Here is a 20,014-nt window from a genome sequence, read left to right on the forward strand (position 1 = left end):
ATGCGCTGCAACATTACCGAAGTTTGCGGCAAATACAAGCGTGCAGCAGCCCAGCATCCGCACTAAAAACAAAATTCATGAGGAACCAAACCGTGCAAAGACGTGTCAATTATCTCGTGAACCAAGGCGGCTTTTTTGCTATAAAGCCCCTCCAATGCCTGTTTTTTAGACACTCAGTTTTTCAAGCGCAAATAACAACGACCGCCAGTACCATCCGCTAACGCCATGCAAAACCATCGTAAATCGAGTACAGGCCTCCGTATTGGCGGCTTACCCAAGCATTTTCCCCGCGTTCATGCGCTGACCGCTGGCATCGCAGCCTTTGTCCTTATGCTGGCCGTTCTGATTCCTTCACCGGAGATTTCCTCTAAGCGCACATCCCTACCCGTCAAACTTTCAGAGGTCACAAGCGGCGACAGCACTGAAGCCAAACCTGCTCTCACTTATACGCCGGCGGAAACGCCACTGCTTAACGTCAGTGTCGAGGCGGTCAAGTCGTTGAGCCTTGAAGTACGTAACGGGGATACCCTGTCAGACCTATTTCAACGTGCAAAAATCAGCGCCAAAGAGATGTACCAGCTTCTGGGTAGCGGCAAAGAGGCAAAACAGCTGGCACGTCTAACTCCGGGTGAAGAGCTGACCTTTCAAACAAATAATGATGGCCAGCTGCAGTCCCTGAAATTGCAGCGAGATCGACTCAATCAAATTGAGTTTACCCGCACAAATGCAGATAAGTTTGAACACGCACTGATAACTCGTGAGCCCGACAGCCATCCGGCTTACCGACAGGCCCAGATCGATAGTTCCCTATTCCTGGCCGGTAGCGATGCTGGGCTGAGTGACAGCCTGATAATGGAGATGGCGGATGTATTCAGCTCCGATATCGACTTTGCCCTCGATATTCGCAAGGGCGACAACTTTAGTGTGATGTTCGAAGAGTTGTTCCTGGATGGGGAGAAAATTGGCAACGGTCCTATCCTTGCGGTCAGTTTTACCAACCAAGGAAGAACTTTTAGCGCTGTGCGCTATGTGGATAACAGTGGTGATGCCAATTACTACACGCCTGAAGGCAAAAGTATGCGCAAGGCATTTATCCGCACACCACTGGACATAGTCCGCATCAGCTCTCACTTCAACCCGAGCCGCCTGCACCCAGTATTCAAGTCACGCCGACCTCATAATGGCACCGACTATGCCGCTCCAAGAGGCACCCCCGTTTACTCTACTGGCGATGGTCGGGTTATCGCGTCTGGCTATAGCAAGCCCAATGGCAACTACGTATTTATCCAGCACGGCGAACGGTATGTAACCCGCTATCTCCACCTGACCAAGCGCAAAGTCAAAAAGGGCCAGCGCGTTAAGCAGCGCCAGGTTATTGGCACTGTGGGGTCTACCGGTTATGCCACCGGCCCGCACTTGCACTACGAATTCCTGGTGGATGGCAGACATCGCAACCCCGCCACCATTGTGCGCAAATTGCCCAAGGCAAAGTCGGTACCGACTTCTGAGATGATCCGTTTTAAAAACCAGACCCAGCCACTTCTGGCGAAACTAGAAAACTTCCAGGGGCCGGCTCTGGCTCAACTGGATGAAGAAAGCCCCTAACAAGCGCCAACGAATATGCCCGATCTGTTTATCGGCCTGATGTCCGGCACCAGCGTTGACTCCATTGACGCGGTGCTGGTCGATTTTGGCGATGAAGAAAAAATAAACACCCGTATCCTGGCTGCGTTAGCCCACCCGATTCACAGCGGCCTGCGCGAGGCTATCCTCAGCCTCTGTGCCCCCGGCCCTTCAGAGTTGGATCGCGCCGGACAGTTAGACCGGCAACTGGGACAGGTTTTTGCCGAAGCCACCAATACCCTGCTAGCCCGAGCCGGTGTTGAGGGTCAGTCTGTTACCGCCATTGGCAGTCACGGCCAAACCGTACGCCACCGCCCCCCAGGCACAGTGACTTCTCCCTTTACTTTGCAACTCGGTGACCCCAACACCATCTCAGCACTGACGGGCATCTGCACCGTTGCGGATTTCCGTCGCCGGGATATCGCTCTCGGTGGTCAAGGAGCGCCTTTAATGCCGGCGTTTCACCAGGCCGCTTTCAAAACTGATGGAAGCCGTGCTGTGGTCAATATTGGGGGGATGGCCAATATCACTGAGCTGACGGCAGATGGCCAGGTTTACGGCTATGACACAGGTCCAGGTAATGCATTGCTCGACTACTGGGTGAACCTACACAAAAACCAGCCCTACGATAGAAATGGAGACTGGGCCGCGAGCGGTCGCGCCAATGCTGAACTTCTCAACCGCCTGCTTTCAGATCCCTATTTCTCCGCCGAGCCACCCAAGAGCACTGGCCGTGAAACTTTTAACCCCAGCTGGCTCGAACAGGCCTGCGCCGGTTTGGAAGTGGCGCCGGTAGATGTGCAGGCGACCCTGTCTGAAGTGACCGCAGCCAGTATCGCCGACGCCGTGCATAATTTTGCCGAAGGCGGCGAGCTGCTCACTTGCGGGGGCGGGGCAAAAAACAAGGACTTGGTTACACGATTACAGCGTCGCTTGCCCACCTGGTCTATTACTGACACGGGCAGTTACGGTATTGACGCAGACTGGCTCGAAGCCGTGGGATTTGCTTGGTTGGCCCGCCAGACATTGAGAGGGCTGCCCGGTAATTGCCCGGGAGTGACTGGCGCGCAGAAAGAGGCGGTTCTAGGGGCTATTTACCCGCCCTGATCAATAGGGCGGGTTAGGATTTCTCAAATAGAGAAAGAGGAGCCGCAGCCACAGGTAGCGGACGCATTGGGATTTTGTACTACGAAGCGCGACCCCGAAAGGCCTTCTTCGTAATCAACATTGGCGCCAACCAGGTAGGGGTAGCTCATCGCATCCACCAAGACCTGAATGCCATCCTTTTCTATGATGGCATCATCTTCGGCAACCAATTCATCAAAGGTAAAACCGTATTGGAAACCGGAACAGCCGCCTCCGGTCACGAACACCCTGAGTTTCAGCTCCGGGTTGCCCTCCTCTTCCAACAGGCTTTTTACCTTGGCCACAGCCTTGTCTGTGACCACGAGTGGCGCGGGAGAAAAGGATACAGCTTCTGACATAAGTCTCTCTCAACTCATCGGGACATTCACCGCTCGTATAAAAGTTATAACGAGTGCAGCCCCGGGGGCGTCATCTTGCTTAAACCCAGCAATTCAGTCAAGTATTAACCGGCAGGTGGGCCGGTACAACAAAGTACCAGCGCCAGCCAATACTACCCGGACTTAAGAGGCTTCAATGACAGTTTCATCTTCGGAATAGCCGAGCATATGGGGCTCACCCGCGCTACTCAAGTCGGCACTGGATACCAGGGCACCGTTTACCTGGGCACCTTTCAGCATCTCGATCAGCTTATAGTGTACATTGCCTTCTACCATTGCCTTGGAAGCGAGCTCCAGGTGGCGCGCAGCAAACACATCCCCTTTGACATTGCCATTGATCACTACCTGAGGCACACGAATTTCACCCTCAATGATACCGCCATCCACAATTTGCAGGCGCGCATCACTATCACTGTGAGCGGTAACATTGCCACGCACCTTACCTTCGATGACCAGGTTGCCACGGAAGTGGATATCACCGCTGATCTCAGTCTGACGAGCGATCAAAGTCGTGTGGTTACTACCGGTATTGGCCATAGTTATCTGTTTCTCTTTTTTTCTTAACATAATCCCCAAAACCTCGTGCCTTTGGCACCTATGCTAACTTTCCTGTACTAACCAACCGTAGCGCTGCTCAATATTAAAGCCCTTGCGCCCAGAAGATTTAAGTGACAACTCCACACCTTCGGGCACAAACCCCTCCGGCAAGCGCAGCTCTCCCTCGATATTCTGAAAATATTTAAAACGCAGCTGAATCGACTCACTATTCACCTGCTCCGACAGTTCCTTCAGAGGGTAACTCTTCGGTTCCCCATCCTGACGGCCCACTACGGTAAATGTGGCCGTGCCTTTTACAACATCCCGACGCGCTGCGGACTGTTTGATCTGTAACTTGTACTGGTAACTTTTTGGATCGCCGGTCTGCGAGAGGATAAAGCGTCCAATGGACACCCCCTCACCCCCATCTTCAGGGGCCATGACGCCGCGATAGAAAGAAATTTCCTGCTTTAGCTCTGCGATCTGGCTCTCTTTCTGCACCAGTTCCGCACGCACCGACTCACTCGCCTGCTCACCGATAGTCAGCGACTGCTCTGCAGTGGCAACCCTCATTCGCAGGGATTCATTCTCACTCTGAAGCGCGGTAACACGATCGAGTACTTGAGTATGCTCCAGTGTCTTGCGATCGAGGCTCTGGCGCAGCTGATACTGCCCGGCGAAATAGGACCCGGCCGAGGTCACTAATACCAAAAAAACGACCCCCACTACGGCAATGACACCAGAGAAGGGTTTATGAGGCACCACTTTCATGCGGTACTGCTTGCTGCCTTTAACTTTGAGCACCATGAAATCTGCTAAGTCTTATCCGGGATTTATCGATTGTCGGGAAACACCCGATTCTAAGGCAGCAGTGCCGGGCTATCCAGGCCCAACGTCTCAGTTAAGCCAAACATAATATTCATATTCTGGATTGCCTGGGCGGACGCGCCTTTGGCCAGGTTATCAATGGCCGATAATACCAGTACCGTATCCCGCTCCTGGGGTTGCAATACCGAGATGCGGCACATATTGGTCCCTCTAACCGTACGAGTCTGAGGGTGGCTGCCCGCCGGCATCACATCTACAAAAGGCGCATTTTTATAGCGGTTTTCAAAGATCTGTTGAAGCTCATCGGCATCAACCTTCCCCACTGACCGGGCAAATAAAGTAGCGTGGATACCGCGAATCATGGGAAGTAAATGCGGTACAAAAGTCACCTGCGCGGGAGAGGATTCAGTGGCCTGCACTCGACGAAGCCCCTGTTCAATCTCGGGTAAATGACGGTGCCCGGCGGCAGAATATGCGCGGAAGTTGTCGCTATTCTCAGCCATAATCAAGTCGGTCTTACCCTGTCGCCCCGCACCACTGATACCACTGGCCGCACTGGCGATCAGCTCACCAGGTTCTACCAGGCCCTTTTCCAAAAGCGGTATCCATCCCAATTGAATCGCGGTGGGATAACAGCCCGGGCAGGCTATCAACTGCGCATTGGCAATCTGTTCCCGATTAACTTCTGGCAAACCATAAACAGCGCTTTGAGCTAATTCCGGAGCGGCGTGGGCCTGACCGTACCACTGCTCCCAGGTAGGTATATCTTTCAAACGGAAATCGGCGGACAAATCGATCACTCGAACTCCGCGTTCAATAAGTGCCGGTACCTGGGCCTGGGCAACGCCATGAGGTGTAGCGAAGAATACAACGTCACAATCCGCCAGCTGTTCGAGATCGGGGCTACAGAAAGACAGCTGCGAGTGCCCTCTCAGGCTAGGGAAAAGCTCGGCAACCGGGGTACCATTCAACGAACGGGAGGTGATTGCGGTAACTTCCGCTTGTGGATGTGTTGAGAGAAGCCGAAGTAATTCCACCCCTGTATAGCCGGTGCCCCCGACAATCGCTACTTTTATCACCTTGCTAAAATCTCCGGTATATCCGCCAACTGAGACGATAATCGTAAAACCAGACAGGCACTCTACCACAAGCCCCAGCATTTTAAGGATGTGCGGTGTCACAGCCCCCAAGGAACTCGCTAAAAAAGTCGTTTTCGCGTTATTTAGTTAGGCCTGGCAGCCTCGAAAATATACGCTTACAGCTTTCCTCCAAAGACGCGCTGGCGCCTTTACTGGGGATGGCCCTGATCACCGGCATCCTGGCCGGAGGGGTAACTGTACTTTTTCGGCTGGCGATGGAGTGGCCGACCACGCTGTTTTTATCAATCCCACAAAATTACGAATCCCTTCCCCCTTTCTGGCGCTTCGCATTGCCAGTCATCGGCTCTCTGGTAGTGGGATGTATCTATTTATTTCTAAACCCCAGACGCCGCCAGGTGGGAGTGGTCCATGTCCTGGACCGGCTCTACAATCACCAGGGGCAAATGCCAATGCAAAATGCCCTGCTACAGTTTTTTGCCGGCGCAATAATTTTAATTAGCGGCCACTCGGTGGGGCGGGAAGGCCCAGCTGTACACTTGGGAGCCGCCAGTGGCAGCTGGTTAGCTAGGGCGCTGAAGCTCCCCAATAATTCCGGTCGCAACCTACTGGGGTGTGGTGTAGCCGCAGCAATTGCGGCCTCCTTTAATACCCCGCTGGCGGGCGTAGTATTCGCGATGGAAGTCGTGATGCTGGAATATACTGTGGCAGGTTTTTTACCGATAATTCTCGCGGCTGTTGCCGGTAGCGCCATCACCCAGCTGACTTTCGGTAGCCAACCGGACTTTAATGTACCCGCGATTCAACTCAATTCCCTTGCCGAGCTGCCGCTACTTTTTGTGTGCGCACTGGTTATTGGGGTTCTCGCCGGATTATTTATCCGCTCCCAGCGTATTTTGATTCCCCAGCAGCGTTACTCCCCACTTCTTCGATTTCTCTTGGTTGGCCTTGTTACTGGCACCTTGGGTATCTGGGTACCGGAAATCCTGGGCGGTGGATATGACACTTTGCAGATGGCAATGCTGGGAGAGTTGGGGGTAGCGACACTCATTGCTATTGTCGCCGCGAAATTAGTTGCAACCGCTTTGGGGGCAGGGCTCGGAATTCCCGGTGGGGTAATAGGCCCCAGCCTGATTATCGGTGCCTGTATCGGTGGTATTGCCGGTGGCCTGGCTAACTTGTGGCTGGGTGAGCACACCGCGAGTCCAGGCTTTTATGCCATGGTGGGTATGGCGGCAATGATGGCTGCCATGCTCAATGCGCCTCTAGCTGCGCTACTCGCTATCTTGGAACTTACCTATAACCCACATATTTTATTCCCTGGAATGATGATGATCGTGGTGGCCACATTAGTAAGCCGCCAACTCTTTTCCACTATCGGTCTCTATCACGAAACGCTGCGAGCCCTGAATAAAGCGGGAATGCCAAGTTGGCGACAGCAAATGCTGAGCAGTGTCGGAGTTGCCAGCGAAATGAATCAGAGCTTTGTTGTGACGCCTAGGGAAATTACCCGCGCTGCGGCAACAGAATTAATTAATCAACACCCCGAATGGATTCTTATCGATTTACCCAAGGAGCCGGCACCGCAACTACTGCGTGCAGCAGACTTGGCAACTTTTCTTCGCGGTGGTGCGAAAGAGGCGGCCGAGAGCGAAAAACAAGTTTCCTCCGCATCAGATAAATTACTAGACCCGGGAGAAATGATCGATTTATTGAGACTACCCGGCGAACGCAAACAGCTGGCGTCCCTAAGCTGGCGAGCGACAATGCTGGAGGCCTCGCAAAAGCTGGAGAGAAGTGGCGCGGATGGCCTATATGTCTGCCGTCATAAAAGCGGTTCGCTGGACAATCGCACGGCGGGCATTATTCTGCCGCTACAAATTAACAACTTTTACCGGAAGTAATTTTTCTTCCCGTTTCTTTTAAGGGGACTTTCAATGCTGTGGATCAAGGCTTTTCACATTATTGCGATGGTGTGCTGGTTTGCCGCACTTTTTTATCTGCCACGACTGTTTGTCTACCATGTCGATGCCACTGATGCCGTTAGTCGCGACCGCTTCTGTATTATGGAACGCCGCCTTTATCGCGGTATTGCCATTCCTTCCATGCTGGCCACCGTTGCCTTGGGCATTTGGCTCTACAGTTTGAACCCGGCCTACTACACCTCCGCCGGCTGGATGCACGCAAAACTGACTTTTGTTGTTCTCCTCCTGGGCTATCACCATATCTGTGGCGCCTATGTTCGCAAGTTTGCCCGGGGAACCGTTACCCGCAGCCGCCGCTACTTCCTAGTATTTAATGAGTTCCCAGCAGTTGCACTTGTCGCCATCGTCATTTTGGTTGTCGTAAAGCCATTTTAATTTGGCGCGTATTCATTCCTTGTCAAAGGCGCTCAGCAACTAGAATTAGGCGCACAGCTAATGGCCGTCATGTAGAGCACTTATGGATACACCTCAGCCCGTTATTCTGACCGTCACTCACCACGACCCCAGCGGCAGCGCCGGAATTGCCGCAGATACTGAGACAGCGGTCAGTCTCGGCTGCCATGCGGCCTCGGCAGTTACCGCCATCAGCGTGTGTAATACCGGTGAATTGCTGGGTGTCGCCCCAGTCGACGACAGCCTGCTAATTGAACAAACCCGAGCCGTTTTGGAAGACATGCCGATCGCCGCGATCAAGGTCGGCTACCTGGGCTCTGTGGAGAATGTGCGCGCGCTTCACAGCGTACTCCACGACTACCCGGATATTCCCGTCGTTATCGACCCCGATGCCACACTGGCCGACAAAGATAGCGTACTCGCCCCGCCTCTGTGGGAGGCTATGGTGTCGCTGTTGTTGCCCAAGGCAACCATGGTGTGTCCCAACCGCAGGGAAGCGCGCGCCATGGCTGTGGAGGCCGATGTCCTCGATGCCATGGCCCAGGAAATCCTCGAATCCGGCTGTCGCTACCTGTTGCTGACTGGCGTGCCCCACGAGCAACAATTACAGAACCGGCTCTACGATGAGCGCGGCCTCATGCGGGAGTTCAAGTGGGAGCGCTTGCAGCCAGCGGCCTATGGCGTCTGTGGCACCCTCGCTACCGCCATTGCCTGCCATATCGCCCACGGGCTGACCATTATCGAAGCGGTTACCCGCAGTCAGCAATACGCTTGGAGTGCGATCAAAGACAGCCGGCGCCTGGGAATGGGAAGGCCGATCCCCAACCGGCTGTTCTGGTGCGAACGCTAAACCTGGAGCTGCTGACACAAATTTCGCCCCTGCCCCGATCAGTCTCACCGTCCCCATGACGGTGAGATCTTCTGTCTACACAGTCTGTGACCGGTCGTCGCCAATCTACACATTGTCCTCAGGCGCCACCCCCGCGATAATGCTCCTCAGGCCCTTTATGCAGAACCTGAATATAAGTTTATGAGTAAATCCGAGCAGCTCTTTGCAGAAGCACAGCAGTACATTCCCGGCGGCGTTAACTCTCCGGTACGGGCTTTTCGCGCAGTCGGCGGTACCCCGGTGTTTATCCGCCGTGCCGAGGGCGCCTACCTCTACGATGCAGACGAGAAGCGCTACATCGACTACGTACAGTCCTGGGGCCCCATGGTGCTGGGCCACGCACACCCGGAAGTTATTGAAGCCGTGGTGGAACAGGCCCAATCGGGACTGAGCTTCGGTGCGCCAACCGAACTGGAAACCGAACTGGCCGAAGAACTCTGCCGCCTGTGGCCGAATATGGACCTGGTGCGCTTCGTCAATTCCGGTACCGAAGCCACCATGAGCGCGATTCGCCTGGCCCGTGGATTTACCGGGCGCGACAAGATTGTGAAGTTCGAGGGCTGCTACCACGGCCACTCCGACTCCCTGTTGGTTAAGGCCGGCTCCGGGGCCCTGACCATGGGTGTACCCTCTTCTCCCGGCGTTCCCGCCGCCCTGGCAGATCACACCATCACCTTGAGCTACAACGATGCTGATAGTGTGCGCAGCTGCTTCGAAGAGCTGGGCGATCAAATCGCCTGTATCATCGTCGAGCCTGTTGCCGGCAATATGAACTGCATTCCGCCGGTACCCGGCTTCCTGGAAACCCTGCGCGAAGTTTGCGACCAACACGGTGCCCTGTTGATTCTCGATGAGGTGATGACCGGCTTCCGGGTGAGCTTGACCGGGGCCCAGGGCTTCTACGGTATCGAGGCGGATATCACCACCCTCGGCAAAGTCATCGGCGGCGGTATGCCCGTTGGCGCCTTTGGCGGTAAACGCGAGATCATGGAACAAATCGCACCCCTGGGTCCGGTTTACCAGGCGGGCACCCTGTCCGGTAACCCTGTGGCTATGGTCGCGGGCTTGGAAACCCTGCGTTTGGTGGAAGAACCCGCCTTCTACGAGCCTTTAATTGCCAAAACCGACCGTTTGGTAGAGGGCATCCTGGCGGCTGGTAAGGCCGCAGGTATCCCAATTACCGCCAATAAGGCCGGAACCATGTTCGGTTTCTTCTTCACCGAAGAACCTAAAGTAACTAACTATCAACAGGTAATGGCCTGCGATAACGAGCGCTTTAACCGTTTCTTCCACGGCATGCTGGAAGAAGGTGTCTACCTGGCACCGGCCTCCTATGAGGCAGGGTTTATGTCCGCAGCTCATACCGATGAGGATATTGAGGCCACAATCACTGCCGCTGAGCGCGTCTTCGCCCGCCTCGGCTAATTGCCCACCTCTCTCCAGCACCCGCAGCCTGCGGGTGCTGCCTCTATGCCCGTTTAACTTTACCCCCCCCCCTCCTATAAAGCCTCAGTCGCTTCACCGCAAAGTTATTGCGCTCAAAAAAACTAACAGCTAAAAATGTATACAAAATATAAAAGGTATACATTTTGAAAAACTCACCGTTTTCAGATACCAGCTTGTCCGCCATCAGCGCGGGCTTTGTCGCCGTGCTGGTGGGAGTAGCCAGTTCCGCCGCCATAGTCTTTGAAGCCGCACGTGCAGCTGGCGCAAGTGAAGTAATGATCGCCTCCTGGATTGGCGCCCTGGGCCTGGGGATGGGCATTACCTGTATTGCCTTCTCTTGGTATTACCGCGCCCCGGTAATCACTGCCTGGTCGACTCCAGGTGCTGCACTTTTGGCCACCAGTTTAAGTGGCATCCCCATTGCTGAGGCGATTGGTGCTTTTGCGTTTAGCGCCCTGTTAACACTCCTCGTGGGCTTGTCCGGAGCCTTTGAGCGGGTAGCGCGAATGGTGCCGGCACCGATTGCCAGCGCTATGCTCGCAGGCATACTTCTGCAATTTGGTCTCTCAGTATTTACTTCTCTGCAGGCGCAACCGCTATTGGTCGGCATCATGTTACTGACCTATCTAGTCGGGCGCCGTTGGGCGCCTCGCTATGCCATTATTTTGGTACTAGCGGCTGGAGTGGCGACTTGCTGGAAGTTGCAACTCATTGCATCGGCCCAGATCGGCTGGCAAGCGGCACACCCTGTTTGGGTCACGCCAGAATTCCGCCTCTCCACTTTAATTGGCATTGGCCTTCCTCTTTTTATCGTCACTATGACCTCTCAGAACCTGCCCGGAGCGGCAACCCTGGCCGCCAGTGGCTACAGTAGAGTGCCTATATCTCCTGTTATTAGCGGCACCGGCCTCACCTCTTTATTGCTGACACCGTTTGGTGGCTTTGCATTTAATCTGGCGGCTATTACCGCTGCTATTTGCACCGGCCCGGAAGCCCATCCCAACCCCGATAAACGCTATACCGCCGGCATTGCCGCCGGTATTTTTTATCTGCTGGTGGGCCTCTGCGGCGCTAGCGTTGTGGCATTATTCAGCGCCTTTCCCCAGGCACTGATTGCCGGCCTCGCCGGCTTGGCACTGCTTGGCGTCATTGGTAGCAGCCTGGCTGGCGCAACAGCCGAGGCCGACAGTCGCGAAGCCGGAATTATCACTTTTCTGATCAGTGCTTCCGGTATCAGCCTCTTTGGCATTAGCTCTGCCTTTTGGGGGCTGCTGGGAGGGCTGGTGTGTTACTGGTTTTTCAAGCGCAGGAATTAATAAACATCGATGGGCCTCTACGAAAAAATTAAGTCGGACTTGCAGCATGGGCGCTTCGCCGCCGGCCAAGTGCTAAAACAAGTCGAGCTGGCCGAACTTTACTCAGTGAGCCGTATTCCGGTTAGGGACGCTCTACAAAGATTGAAAAATGAGGGCTGGTTAACCGGACACGGCAAGCGCGGCGTCGCAGTGCCGCAGTTTGACCCTATTGAAGTGGAAGACCTCTACCTGATGCGCATGCGCCTGGAACCGCTGCTGCAATCCCTGGCACTGGAAAACCTTAATGGAGAGATCCTGGGGCGGGCCAGAGATATTCTGGAATCCATGCAAGCCAAACCTGAACTCTCCGCCGAACAGATCGGAAAAATGAATTGGGAGTTCCATGCCTGTATTTACCAGGCAGCTGCAAGACCCACGCTATTTAGTACCGTCGAGCAACTGCACCGGCAATGTGAGCGCTATATCGGTTACCAATCCCACGGCCTGAATTACCAGGACACCAGTCAGGACGAGCACTTTGCAATACTCAATGCACTCCAAGAGGGAAACGGGGACCAAGCCGCCGCACTGCTGGCAAAACATATAGAAGCCGCCGGCAAACTATTGGTAAGGCACTTACATCAGCCCCATTTTTAAACCGCTTTCCCTCAGCAATCGAAAATCACCCACTGCGGCAATTTGATATGATGGCTGCCAATTGCGGCTGCGGGATTTCTGCGGCCCTATGGATAGCCGGAGTAATTTCCCGATGAGCCAAAGTTTCGGCCGTGGTGCCTACCCCAACACTCGCCTGCGTCGCCTGCGTGCAAAGGATTTTTCCCGTCGACTGGTGCAGGAAACCCAGTTGAGCAGTGACGACTTGATCCTGCCACTGTTTGTTATTGAGGGGCGTAACGAAACCCAAAAAGTCGCCTCAATGCCGGGTGTTGAACGCCTGAGCGTGGACCTGTTGGCCAAGAAAGCGAAGACAGTTCGAGAGTTGGGAATCCCCGCAATAGCCCTGTTTCCGGTAGTCGACCCGTCGGCAAAGTCCGATTGCGCCAGTGCCGCCCACGACGCCGATGGCTTGGCACAAAGGGCTGTTCGCGAGCTGAAAAATGCGGTACCGGAATTGGGAGTTATCACCGATGTAGCCCTGGACCCCTTTACCAACCACGGCCAGGACGGGCTGATGGACCACAGCGGTTATATCGTCAACGACGAAACCGTTGAGGTATTGGTACAGCAGGCCCTGTCACACGCTGCGGCCGGTGCCGATATGGTAGCCCCCTCGGATATGATGGATGGCCGTATCGGAGCCATTCGCGATGCTCTCGAAGGCGCGGGCCACAGCAATACCCTGATTATGTCCTACGCCGCTAAATATGCCTCCGCTTACTACGGTCCTTTCCGCGATGCAGTGGGCTCTGCCGGGAACTTGAAAGGTGGCAATAAAGCGAGCTACCAAATGGACCCCGCCAACACCGATGAGGCATTGCACGAGTGCGCCCTGGATCTGCAAGAGGGCGCGGATATGGTGATGGTGAAACCCGGTATGCCCTACCTGGATATAGTGCGTCGGGTAAAAGAAGAATTGCGGGTTCCCACTTTCGCCTATCAGGTAAGTGGGGAGTATGCGATGCATTGCGCCGCATTTGAAAATGGCTGGCTGAAGCGAGAGGCGGTTATTCTGGAGTCCTTACTGGCCTTTAAGCGCGCCGGTGCCGACGGCATCCTCACCTATTTCGCCGAAGAAGCCGCACAGTTGCTGCAAGACTGATAGCCGGCGATAAAGCGCGCGATTCAATCGCGCGCTACCTTCCCTAGGGCCACTGATCTTCCAGGTCAGGCCCCACCGGCTGGGCTTCCTCTGCCGGTACGCTGTGAGCCCTCCCGCCAAAAGTATTATCTCTTGGCAGCTCCAGGGGCTCCTCTTCATAATCGGAGCCATACTCGGGATCTACACCAAACTCTTCCGCATCGTCACCTCGAAGTTGCTCCTGCAATTGTTGGCGGCGCTGATCGCGCATCTGCTGCTCACTGGTATCCACCCCCCAACCGGGACTCATCTCCTCTCTGGGAGCCGCTTCGTCGCGACCATTGCCAAAGAGATTGCGGAACCAGCGCCAGCGGTTCTGCCCCCGACATTCCGGCGCCGGTTGCAGCTGGCTCTCGTAGGAGAAAGGAATCTCATAACCACCGCGACAGTAATCCGGGTCCATAAACTGCCCCCGGGAGTTCACTGACTTAAGCTCCACTCCTCGGGGCATCTCTGCCGGTCCGTGTTGATGGGGCAGCTTGCGCATAATCTCCGTCCAGATCGGCAGTGCGCCGGTGGAGCCAGTTAGGCGCGTGCGCTCATTGTCGTCGCGCCCGAGCCAGACTACGGCGGTTACTTCCGGGGAGAAGCCCGCAAACCAACTATCGCGGTTATTGTTAGTGGTTCCGGTTTTCCCGGCAAAGGCGATGCTACTTGGCAAGCGCTTGGCGGAGCGGCGTCCGGTACCCTCACGCATGGCCTGCTCCAGCCCCCAGCGCAACAGGTAAGCTGGAACGGGGTCGACACCGCGATTAGCCTTGCGGCGGAAGTGCTGTACACGGCCGCCCTGGGCATCGGATACCGCCAGCAGTGTGCGCGGCTGTACCGTCTCACCATTGTTCGCAATGGCCTGATACATACCGGCAACTTCGAACGGGGTCATCTCCACAGCACCAAGCAACATCGCCGGCACTCGGGGGAGCCTGGATTCAACACCCAGGCGGCGAATCGTCTGGCGTACATTCTGCAGGCCGAGATCCAATCCCAAATGAGCCGTCGCCAGGTTATAGGACTTGGCCAGGGCGATATAAAGCGGTATCTGTCCGTGAGCGCGCTTATCGAAGTTCTGCGGCATCCATACATCGCCATCCGCCTCTTCAATTCTCACCGGGGCGTCATCGATCAGGGTGGCCAGATTGTACTCTTCCGGTCGCTCTAGAGCAGTGAGAAACACAGCCGGCTTAATCAGGGAGCCCACCTGGCGGCGGGCTTCCAGCGCCCGGTTGAAGCCTGGGTAGTCCGGGTTCCGATCTCCCACCATGGCCAGCACATTACCGTTGCGATTATCCAACAATACTGTCGCGGCCTGGAGTGAATTGGCTTTGATCCCTCGGTCTTTCTCCAGCTGGCTAACGCCCTGACTGATGGACTCCTCCGCCAACTTCTGCACCGAAGGGGCCAAGGTGGTGTAAACCCGTAAACCCGAAGTGCGCAATTCCTCGTAGGAATAGTAGGGACGCAATTCAATCAACAGCCGCTCAGTAAAGGCCGGGTAAGGATTCTGCGCACCGACACCACCCTTGACCACCCCCAGAGGCTTGGCGGAATACTTCTGGAACTCCTCCTGAGTAATCAGCCCCTGCTCCAGCATCAATTCCAGCACGGTATTGCGCCTTTGCAGTGCTCTCTCGGGATTGCGCCAGGGGTTGTAGTAAGACGCACCTTTCGCCAGCCCCACCAACAGCGCTACCTGATGGGGTTCCAAGGTATCCAGGGGCTGCTGGAAATAGAATTCGGAGGCCAACCCAAAGCCATAAATACCTCTGGCACCCTGCTGACCCAGCCACACTTCATTGATGTATTCCTGCAGGATATAGCGCTTGTCGTAGTGCACCTCCATCAGGATGGCCATCAGGGCCTCGTTGAATTTACGCCTTAGGCTGGGCTTATGGTCAAAAAAGATATTTTTGACCAACTGCTGGGTAATTGTGGAGCCACCCTGTACCAATCGTCCGGCTTTTGCGTTGGCCACCATGGCCCGGGCAATACCGCGAGGGGAAACACCAAAGTGATTGAGGAAGTCCTGATCCTCAACAGCAATCAGGGTATTGGCTACCAAGGGAGGAATATCATCGAAACGCACTGGATTGCGGTCATCGCCTCCCCCTAGTAGAGAGCCGATATTAGCTGCGTCCAGGCGGAATTCTGCCAGGCTTCGGCCATTGTCATCACGCAGGCCGCTAATTTGATCATTGCGCAGACGGAAGGAGACCACTGCAGCAGGCTGGCGGCCATTGGCATGGATAAAGTCCCGGCGCCAGACCTTGTAATTCATTCCGTCCTGAACCCAGGAGCCAGGCTCACTCAGAGTGCCCTGCTTGCGGTAATTCAAGGCAGCAAATTCGGACTCCAACTCATCCGGATGCATTGCCATACCCTCGCGCAGCACCAGCGGACGAGCGTAGACTCGGGCGGGGAGTTGGTATTGACGGCTATCCAGTCGCTCGCGCAGCTGCACATCCAGGTAAGCCATATACGCTGCCAGCGCCAGGGAGCCCACCAGGGCTAAAAGCACTAGCAGCTTGAGCCAGCGATATCGTCGTTTGGGCTTTGACGCTCTGACGCGCCGGCGCTTCGTTGATGCCATATGAGGATTCAGTCCCGCTGCCAACTCAGTACATCAAGCGACTCATGAGACCTAACCAGCCCCAATCGAAGAGTCGAAGGCAGGGTACCAGCAGGTGGCAGCTCCGCTGGTATCTTGCTGCCAGTGCCTTTCAGCACTGGCGGGCCCACTCAATTAGCGGGCTAAAATCCAGGCTTGGCAGTATCTATCACCTGGAGGTTTACGTGAAGGTGCTATTTACACCTGTGCGAGGATTGACCGCAGCAACCGCCTATAAGTTCACCAAGATGTAACAAGCGCCTATGTGAGGGTTTGCTGTCGCCAGCCCTCCCCAATGCCTTGCACTTGGCAAAATCACGTCCATAATGCGGCGGAAATGTAGACAATAAGCCCGAATAGGAATGATATGCAGCAATACGATCTCTACGGCATAGGTGCCGCCCTACTCGATACAGAAATCGAAGTGTCGGACCAGGATTTGAGCAGCCTTGGCGTGGAAAAGGGAATCATGACCCTGGTAGATGATGCCCGTCAGCAACAGCTGGTAGACGACCTTCAAAACCATATGGTCACTGCCAAATTGGCTTGCGGTGGCTCCGGTGCCAATACAGTCATTGCTGCCAGCTATTTCGGTCTCCGCACCTTCTATTCGTGCAAAGTTGCCGCTGACGAGAATGGTGATTTCTACAGAAACAACCTTAACAGCGCCGGGGTCGACTACCCCGAAACACTGAAGCAAGCTGATGAGGGCACTACCGGCAAATGCCTGGTACTTATCACCCCGGATGCCGAACGCAGTATGAACACCTATCTGGGAATGAGTGAACAGCTCTCAGTCGCTGAGCTGGATAGCGATGCACTGTCCGCCTCCAAGTGGGCCTATATCGAAGGCTACCTGGTCTCCTCTGAAACGGGTCGTGCCGCAGCGATCAAGCTTCGCGAAGAAGCCGAAGCCCACGGAGTTAAAACCGCTCTCAGCCTGTCTGACCCGGCTATGGTTCAGTTCTTCGGCGAAGGGCTGCGGGAAATGATTGGCGGCGGTGTGGATATGCTGTTCTGCAACCGGGATGAGGCTCTGGGCTTTACCGGTACCGACTCTGTGGAGGGCGCCGTTGAAGCGCTGCGCGATTACTGCCGCAGTTTCGCGATTACCCTGGGTGCCGATGGCGCACTGCTATGGGACGGCAACGACGTTCACCGCATAGAGAGCCCCGAAGTCCGCGCCATCGATACCAACGGCGCAGGCGATATGTTTGCCGGTGCTTTCCTCTACGGTATTAACCGCGAAATGAGTTTTACCGAAGCCGGCGAACTCGCTTGCCGCGCTGCCGCCCAGGTAGTGAGCCAATACGGCCCGCGACTAGAAGCCGAGCAGCACTCCGAATTACTCGCACCGGTTGTTTAATAGCAATTGCCTAATAGCAGTTATCTATAGACACATGATTTCCAGGGGCCCCTAAGGCTTGGGCCCTCTGGAATGGTGGAGCATCCCCGGGTAGCTATCCAGCTCCGGCAACCCCGTCGCTGCGGAAATACCGAACCCCTGGGCATAGTCCACCCCCATCTGGCTCAATTTTTCCATTAACTCCGGGCTCTCTACATACTCGGCGATAGTGCTGATACCCATTCTCTTCGCCAAGTGATCAATAGTGCTCACCATTGCGCTATCAATTTCATCCTCGAGCATATTGCGCACAAAGCTTCCATCGATTTTAAGAAAATCTACCGGCAGCTGGCGCAGATAAGCCAGGGAGGAAACACCGCGACCAAAGTCATCCAGGGCAAAGCTGCAACCGGCGGCTCTCAGCTTGTGGATAAATATCAGGGCTCGTTCAAGATTATTGATGGCGCTGGTTTCTGTAATTTCAAATTGAACCCGCGAGGGCGTTACACCGGCATCGGACAAAGACTGCAGCACAAAATCAGCAAAGGTCTCATCCCCCAGGCTGATGCCGGAAATATTGACCGCATAATTAATTCCGCCCATCCCCAGGCGCTGCTCCTGGGCCATATAGTCAAAGACCCGGCGAATTACCCAACGGTCCACTTCCTCGATCAAGCCATAGCGCTCTGCGGCTGGCAAAAACAGCCCCGGTGAAATCACTCCACCATCACGGCCGCGCATCCGCACCAGGATTTCATAGTGGTGGACATTGCGGTCCCCCTTTAGTGAAACCACTGGCTGCCGGTACAACATCAGGCGGTCTTCCCGCAAAGCCGCGTGAATTTCCGCAACCCAGGTGGTCTCGCGACGCTTCTCCAATACCTTGCGAGAGTCGCCAAATAGCTTAACGCGATTTCTGCCCTGCTCCCGGGCACTGCAACAGGCATCATTGGCCGACGCCAGTAACTGACTGGCACTGGGGGTAAAGTGATCGACACCAACAACACCAATCGACACTGCGACCCGGTTGTCATTCCCCTCCCAGAAAAAACTGAAGCTCTGCACAGAGTCGCGCAGCCGAGCCACCACACGACCACCCTCTTCCAGGGTGCAGTCGCGCAGTAGTATCGCAAACTCATCACTGCCCACCCGGGCAAACAGATCGTCGCTGGAGAGGCAGCGCTTGATTAACTCCACCAACTGAACCAACAACTGGTCCCCGGCAACAAAGCCCAGGGTGTCGTTAATAACTTTGAATTGATAAACATCCAGGTAGAGCAATACATGGTGCTGGCGTTTATCGATACAGAGGCTGAGTTGGCTTTGCAGCTCACTCTCAAAGAATTGTCGGTTAGGCAGTCGGGTTAAGGCGTCGTGGCTGCTCTGCCACATAAGGCGGGTGGAAACCCGGCGCGCGGCAGAGGTATCCCGCAGCACCAAAACATAATTTTTTAGCACCCCCATATCCCAAAGAGCCATTACCTGCACGGTCACTTCAAGCGGGACATGCTCTTCCCCTGGGCGCTCAATACAGGCATTAAACTCTCTGGTTCTGGGTACTTCACCCAGGTCACTGGATGCCGGCAGTATCGGCTCTATCGCATCGCCCCGGCTATTGCACAGGCGCAAACCTTCGCTGAGTGGCTGGCCGGGCAGCAATCCAACCAGGTCCCCAGTCATTTCGTTGACCAGGGGGTTGGTGTAAACCACCGTACCCGCAGCATCGGTGACAATGACACCATCGGCAACTTCACCGAGAGCCGCCTCCGCCGCCTGTAAACTGATCTGCTCACAGGGGCGCAGCCCCTCTTCCAACTGGGCGAGGGGGCCGAGATAACTTGCCGCCTCTGGATTAAACAGCGTCACGGGAAAACTCACTCAAAACACAACAGAGCAAAGCGCAAACCTTTCCCGGCAGCGGGGAGGTGCCTTGCGACAGGCCATAACCGAAAAAGGTTACCGACATCATCGCCCACGATCGCCGATTTTATTCAATTATCCAGCCTCCCAGCCGAGTTTTTTCTACAAATGTATAAATTGCACATTCACAGATTGCTGCGCAAGAAATTTTTTAATTTCTCGTCTTCAAATACTCGTTGTAGAGTTGCGCTAAGCAGTCCATTCACACGACTTTGGACTTCTTCACGACTGGGCTTAACCAGGTTCCGATCTTTGCCGGAAGCGCTGTAAGTGCCGAAATAAGTGCGAGGACCAATTTTCACTTCCAGGTGAATTTCAGCAGCGGTGTCAATCTCAGTGGTATAAACCGTATTTGGACTGTTGTAGGTGAGTTTTACCAATTTTGCGATCACCTGAACTTCCGGCGCGGTATCGGTAATTCGAAATGACCAATTTGAAAAACCATTACGCAATCCCGCTGCAATAGCCTCACCAGCGTCATTGCCAATACTTACCTGAGCAGTATCCGCATAAACACCCCCCAATGATCCCAAGCCGCCAGAGGGCAGTTCATTAACTCCCATCACACTCATACTAAAGCCTTCGCCTATCGCTTCAGGAGCAACCTGGACCTGAGGCTGCAGCCAAATCTGCAGCGGGCTGTGAGCACAAGCGCTGAGTAGCAGTGCACCGGCAAAAACCAATAACTTCTTCATGTTTAATTCCCCCT

At 54.9% G+C, this 20,014-nt stretch carries 17 protein-coding genes; 10 read left to right on the forward strand and 7 right to left on the reverse strand.

Annotated elements, in window-relative coordinates:
- Positions 1–225: 225 nt before the first annotated feature.
- Both ACJJIS_RS19425 and ACJJIS_RS19430 read left to right on the forward strand, forming a co-directional pair.
- Positions 226–1,605, forward strand: coding sequence for an OapA family protein (locus tag ACJJIS_RS19425; RefSeq protein ID WP_444892708.1), 1,380 nt, complete (start codon positions 226–228; stop codon positions 1,603–1,605).
- 15 nt (positions 1,606–1,620) lie between these two features.
- A complete protein-coding gene (locus tag ACJJIS_RS19430; RefSeq protein WP_444892707.1) occupies positions 1,621–2,730 on the forward strand; it encodes an anhydro-N-acetylmuramic acid kinase in 1,110 nt (369 codons plus the stop codon).
- Between the two features lie 23 nt (positions 2,731–2,753).
- On the opposite strand, the gene erpA is transcribed toward ACJJIS_RS19430, so the two are convergent.
- The 4 genes from erpA to argC all read right to left on the reverse strand — a co-directional run bounded on the left by erpA (position 2,754) and on the right by argC (position 5,590).
- Positions 2,754–3,107, reverse strand: a complete 354-nt coding sequence (gene erpA / locus ACJJIS_RS19435) for an iron-sulfur cluster insertion protein ErpA (protein ID WP_108731633.1) — start codon at positions 3,105–3,107, stop codon at positions 2,754–2,756.
- A 162-nt stretch (positions 3,108–3,269) separates the two neighbouring features.
- Positions 3,270–3,713: a bactofilin family protein gene (locus ACJJIS_RS19440; RefSeq protein WP_282934417.1), complete on the reverse strand. Its 444-nt coding sequence runs from the start codon at positions 3,711–3,713 to the stop codon at positions 3,270–3,272.
- Positions 3,714–3,746: 33 nt separating this feature from the next.
- Positions 3,747–4,490 carry a DUF6776 family protein gene (locus ACJJIS_RS19445; protein ID WP_282934418.1) on the reverse strand — a complete coding sequence of 248 codons (744 nt, stop codon included), beginning with the start codon at positions 4,488–4,490 and terminating at the stop codon, positions 3,747–3,749.
- Between the two features lie 53 nt (positions 4,491–4,543).
- Entirely contained in the window at positions 4,544–5,590 is a 1,047-nt protein-coding gene (argC, locus tag ACJJIS_RS19450) for an N-acetyl-gamma-glutamyl-phosphate reductase (RefSeq protein WP_475710373.1), read from the reverse strand.
- A 218-nt stretch (positions 5,591–5,808) separates the two neighbouring features.
- Between argC and ACJJIS_RS19455 the strand changes: the two genes are divergently transcribed.
- The 7 genes from ACJJIS_RS19455 to hemB all read left to right on the forward strand — a co-directional run bounded on the left by ACJJIS_RS19455 (position 5,809) and on the right by hemB (position 13,396).
- Positions 5,809–7,512: a chloride channel protein gene (locus tag ACJJIS_RS19455; RefSeq protein ID WP_444936726.1), complete on the forward strand. Its 1,704-nt coding sequence runs from the start codon at positions 5,809–5,811 to the stop codon at positions 7,510–7,512.
- 33 nt (positions 7,513–7,545) lie between these two features.
- The gene (gene hemJ, locus ACJJIS_RS19460) at positions 7,546–7,968 is read left to right on the forward strand and encodes a protoporphyrinogen oxidase HemJ (RefSeq protein WP_475708843.1); all 423 of its coding nucleotides are present in this window, start codon (positions 7,546–7,548) and stop codon (positions 7,966–7,968) included.
- An 82-nt stretch (positions 7,969–8,050) separates the two neighbouring features.
- Entirely contained in the window at positions 8,051–8,836 is a 786-nt protein-coding gene (gene thiD / locus ACJJIS_RS19465) for a bifunctional hydroxymethylpyrimidine kinase/phosphomethylpyrimidine kinase (protein WP_413664269.1), read from the forward strand.
- A gap of 180 nt (positions 8,837–9,016) precedes the next feature.
- A complete protein-coding gene (hemL, locus tag ACJJIS_RS19470) occupies positions 9,017–10,300 on the forward strand; it encodes a glutamate-1-semialdehyde 2,1-aminomutase (RefSeq protein ID WP_475708844.1) in 1,284 nt (427 codons plus the stop codon).
- 164 nt (positions 10,301–10,464) lie between these two features.
- Positions 10,465–11,637 (forward strand): benzoate/H(+) symporter BenE family transporter, encoded by a 1,173-nt coding sequence (locus ACJJIS_RS19475; RefSeq protein ID WP_475708845.1) that lies wholly within the window; start codon positions 10,465–10,467, stop codon positions 11,635–11,637.
- A gap of 9 nt (positions 11,638–11,646) precedes the next feature.
- Positions 11,647–12,273, forward strand: coding sequence for a GntR family transcriptional regulator (locus ACJJIS_RS19480; protein WP_475708846.1), 627 nt, complete (start codon positions 11,647–11,649; stop codon positions 12,271–12,273).
- Positions 12,274–12,385: 112 nt separating this feature from the next.
- Positions 12,386–13,396 (forward strand): porphobilinogen synthase, encoded by a 1,011-nt coding sequence (gene hemB, locus ACJJIS_RS19485; protein WP_475708847.1) that lies wholly within the window; start codon positions 12,386–12,388, stop codon positions 13,394–13,396.
- 43 nt (positions 13,397–13,439) lie between these two features.
- Here the strand turns inward: hemB and mrcB are convergent, their stop codons facing one another.
- Complete coding sequence (mrcB, locus tag ACJJIS_RS19490; protein ID WP_475708848.1) at positions 13,440–16,022, reverse strand: penicillin-binding protein 1B; 2,583 nt, start codon at positions 16,020–16,022, stop codon at positions 13,440–13,442.
- Positions 16,023–16,407: 385 nt separating this feature from the next.
- Between mrcB and ACJJIS_RS19495 the strand changes: the two genes are divergently transcribed.
- Positions 16,408–17,406 carry an adenosine kinase gene (locus tag ACJJIS_RS19495; protein WP_413664263.1) on the forward strand — a complete coding sequence of 333 codons (999 nt, stop codon included), beginning with the start codon at positions 16,408–16,410 and terminating at the stop codon, positions 17,404–17,406.
- A gap of 51 nt (positions 17,407–17,457) precedes the next feature.
- Here ACJJIS_RS19495 and ACJJIS_RS19500 read toward each other — a convergent pair whose 3' ends face one another.
- Both ACJJIS_RS19500 and ACJJIS_RS19505 read right to left on the reverse strand, forming a co-directional pair.
- On the reverse strand, positions 17,458–19,251 hold the full coding sequence (locus ACJJIS_RS19500; RefSeq protein WP_475708849.1) for an EAL domain-containing protein: 1,794 nt from the start codon (positions 19,249–19,251) through the stop codon (positions 17,458–17,460).
- Between the two features lie 179 nt (positions 19,252–19,430).
- The gene (locus ACJJIS_RS19505; protein WP_475708850.1) at positions 19,431–20,000 is read right to left on the reverse strand and encodes a YajG family lipoprotein; all 570 of its coding nucleotides are present in this window, start codon (positions 19,998–20,000) and stop codon (positions 19,431–19,433) included.
- Positions 20,001–20,014 lie beyond the last annotated feature (14 nt).

The sequence above is a fragment of the Microbulbifer maximicatervae (SeqCode) genome (genome assembly GCF_056231245.1).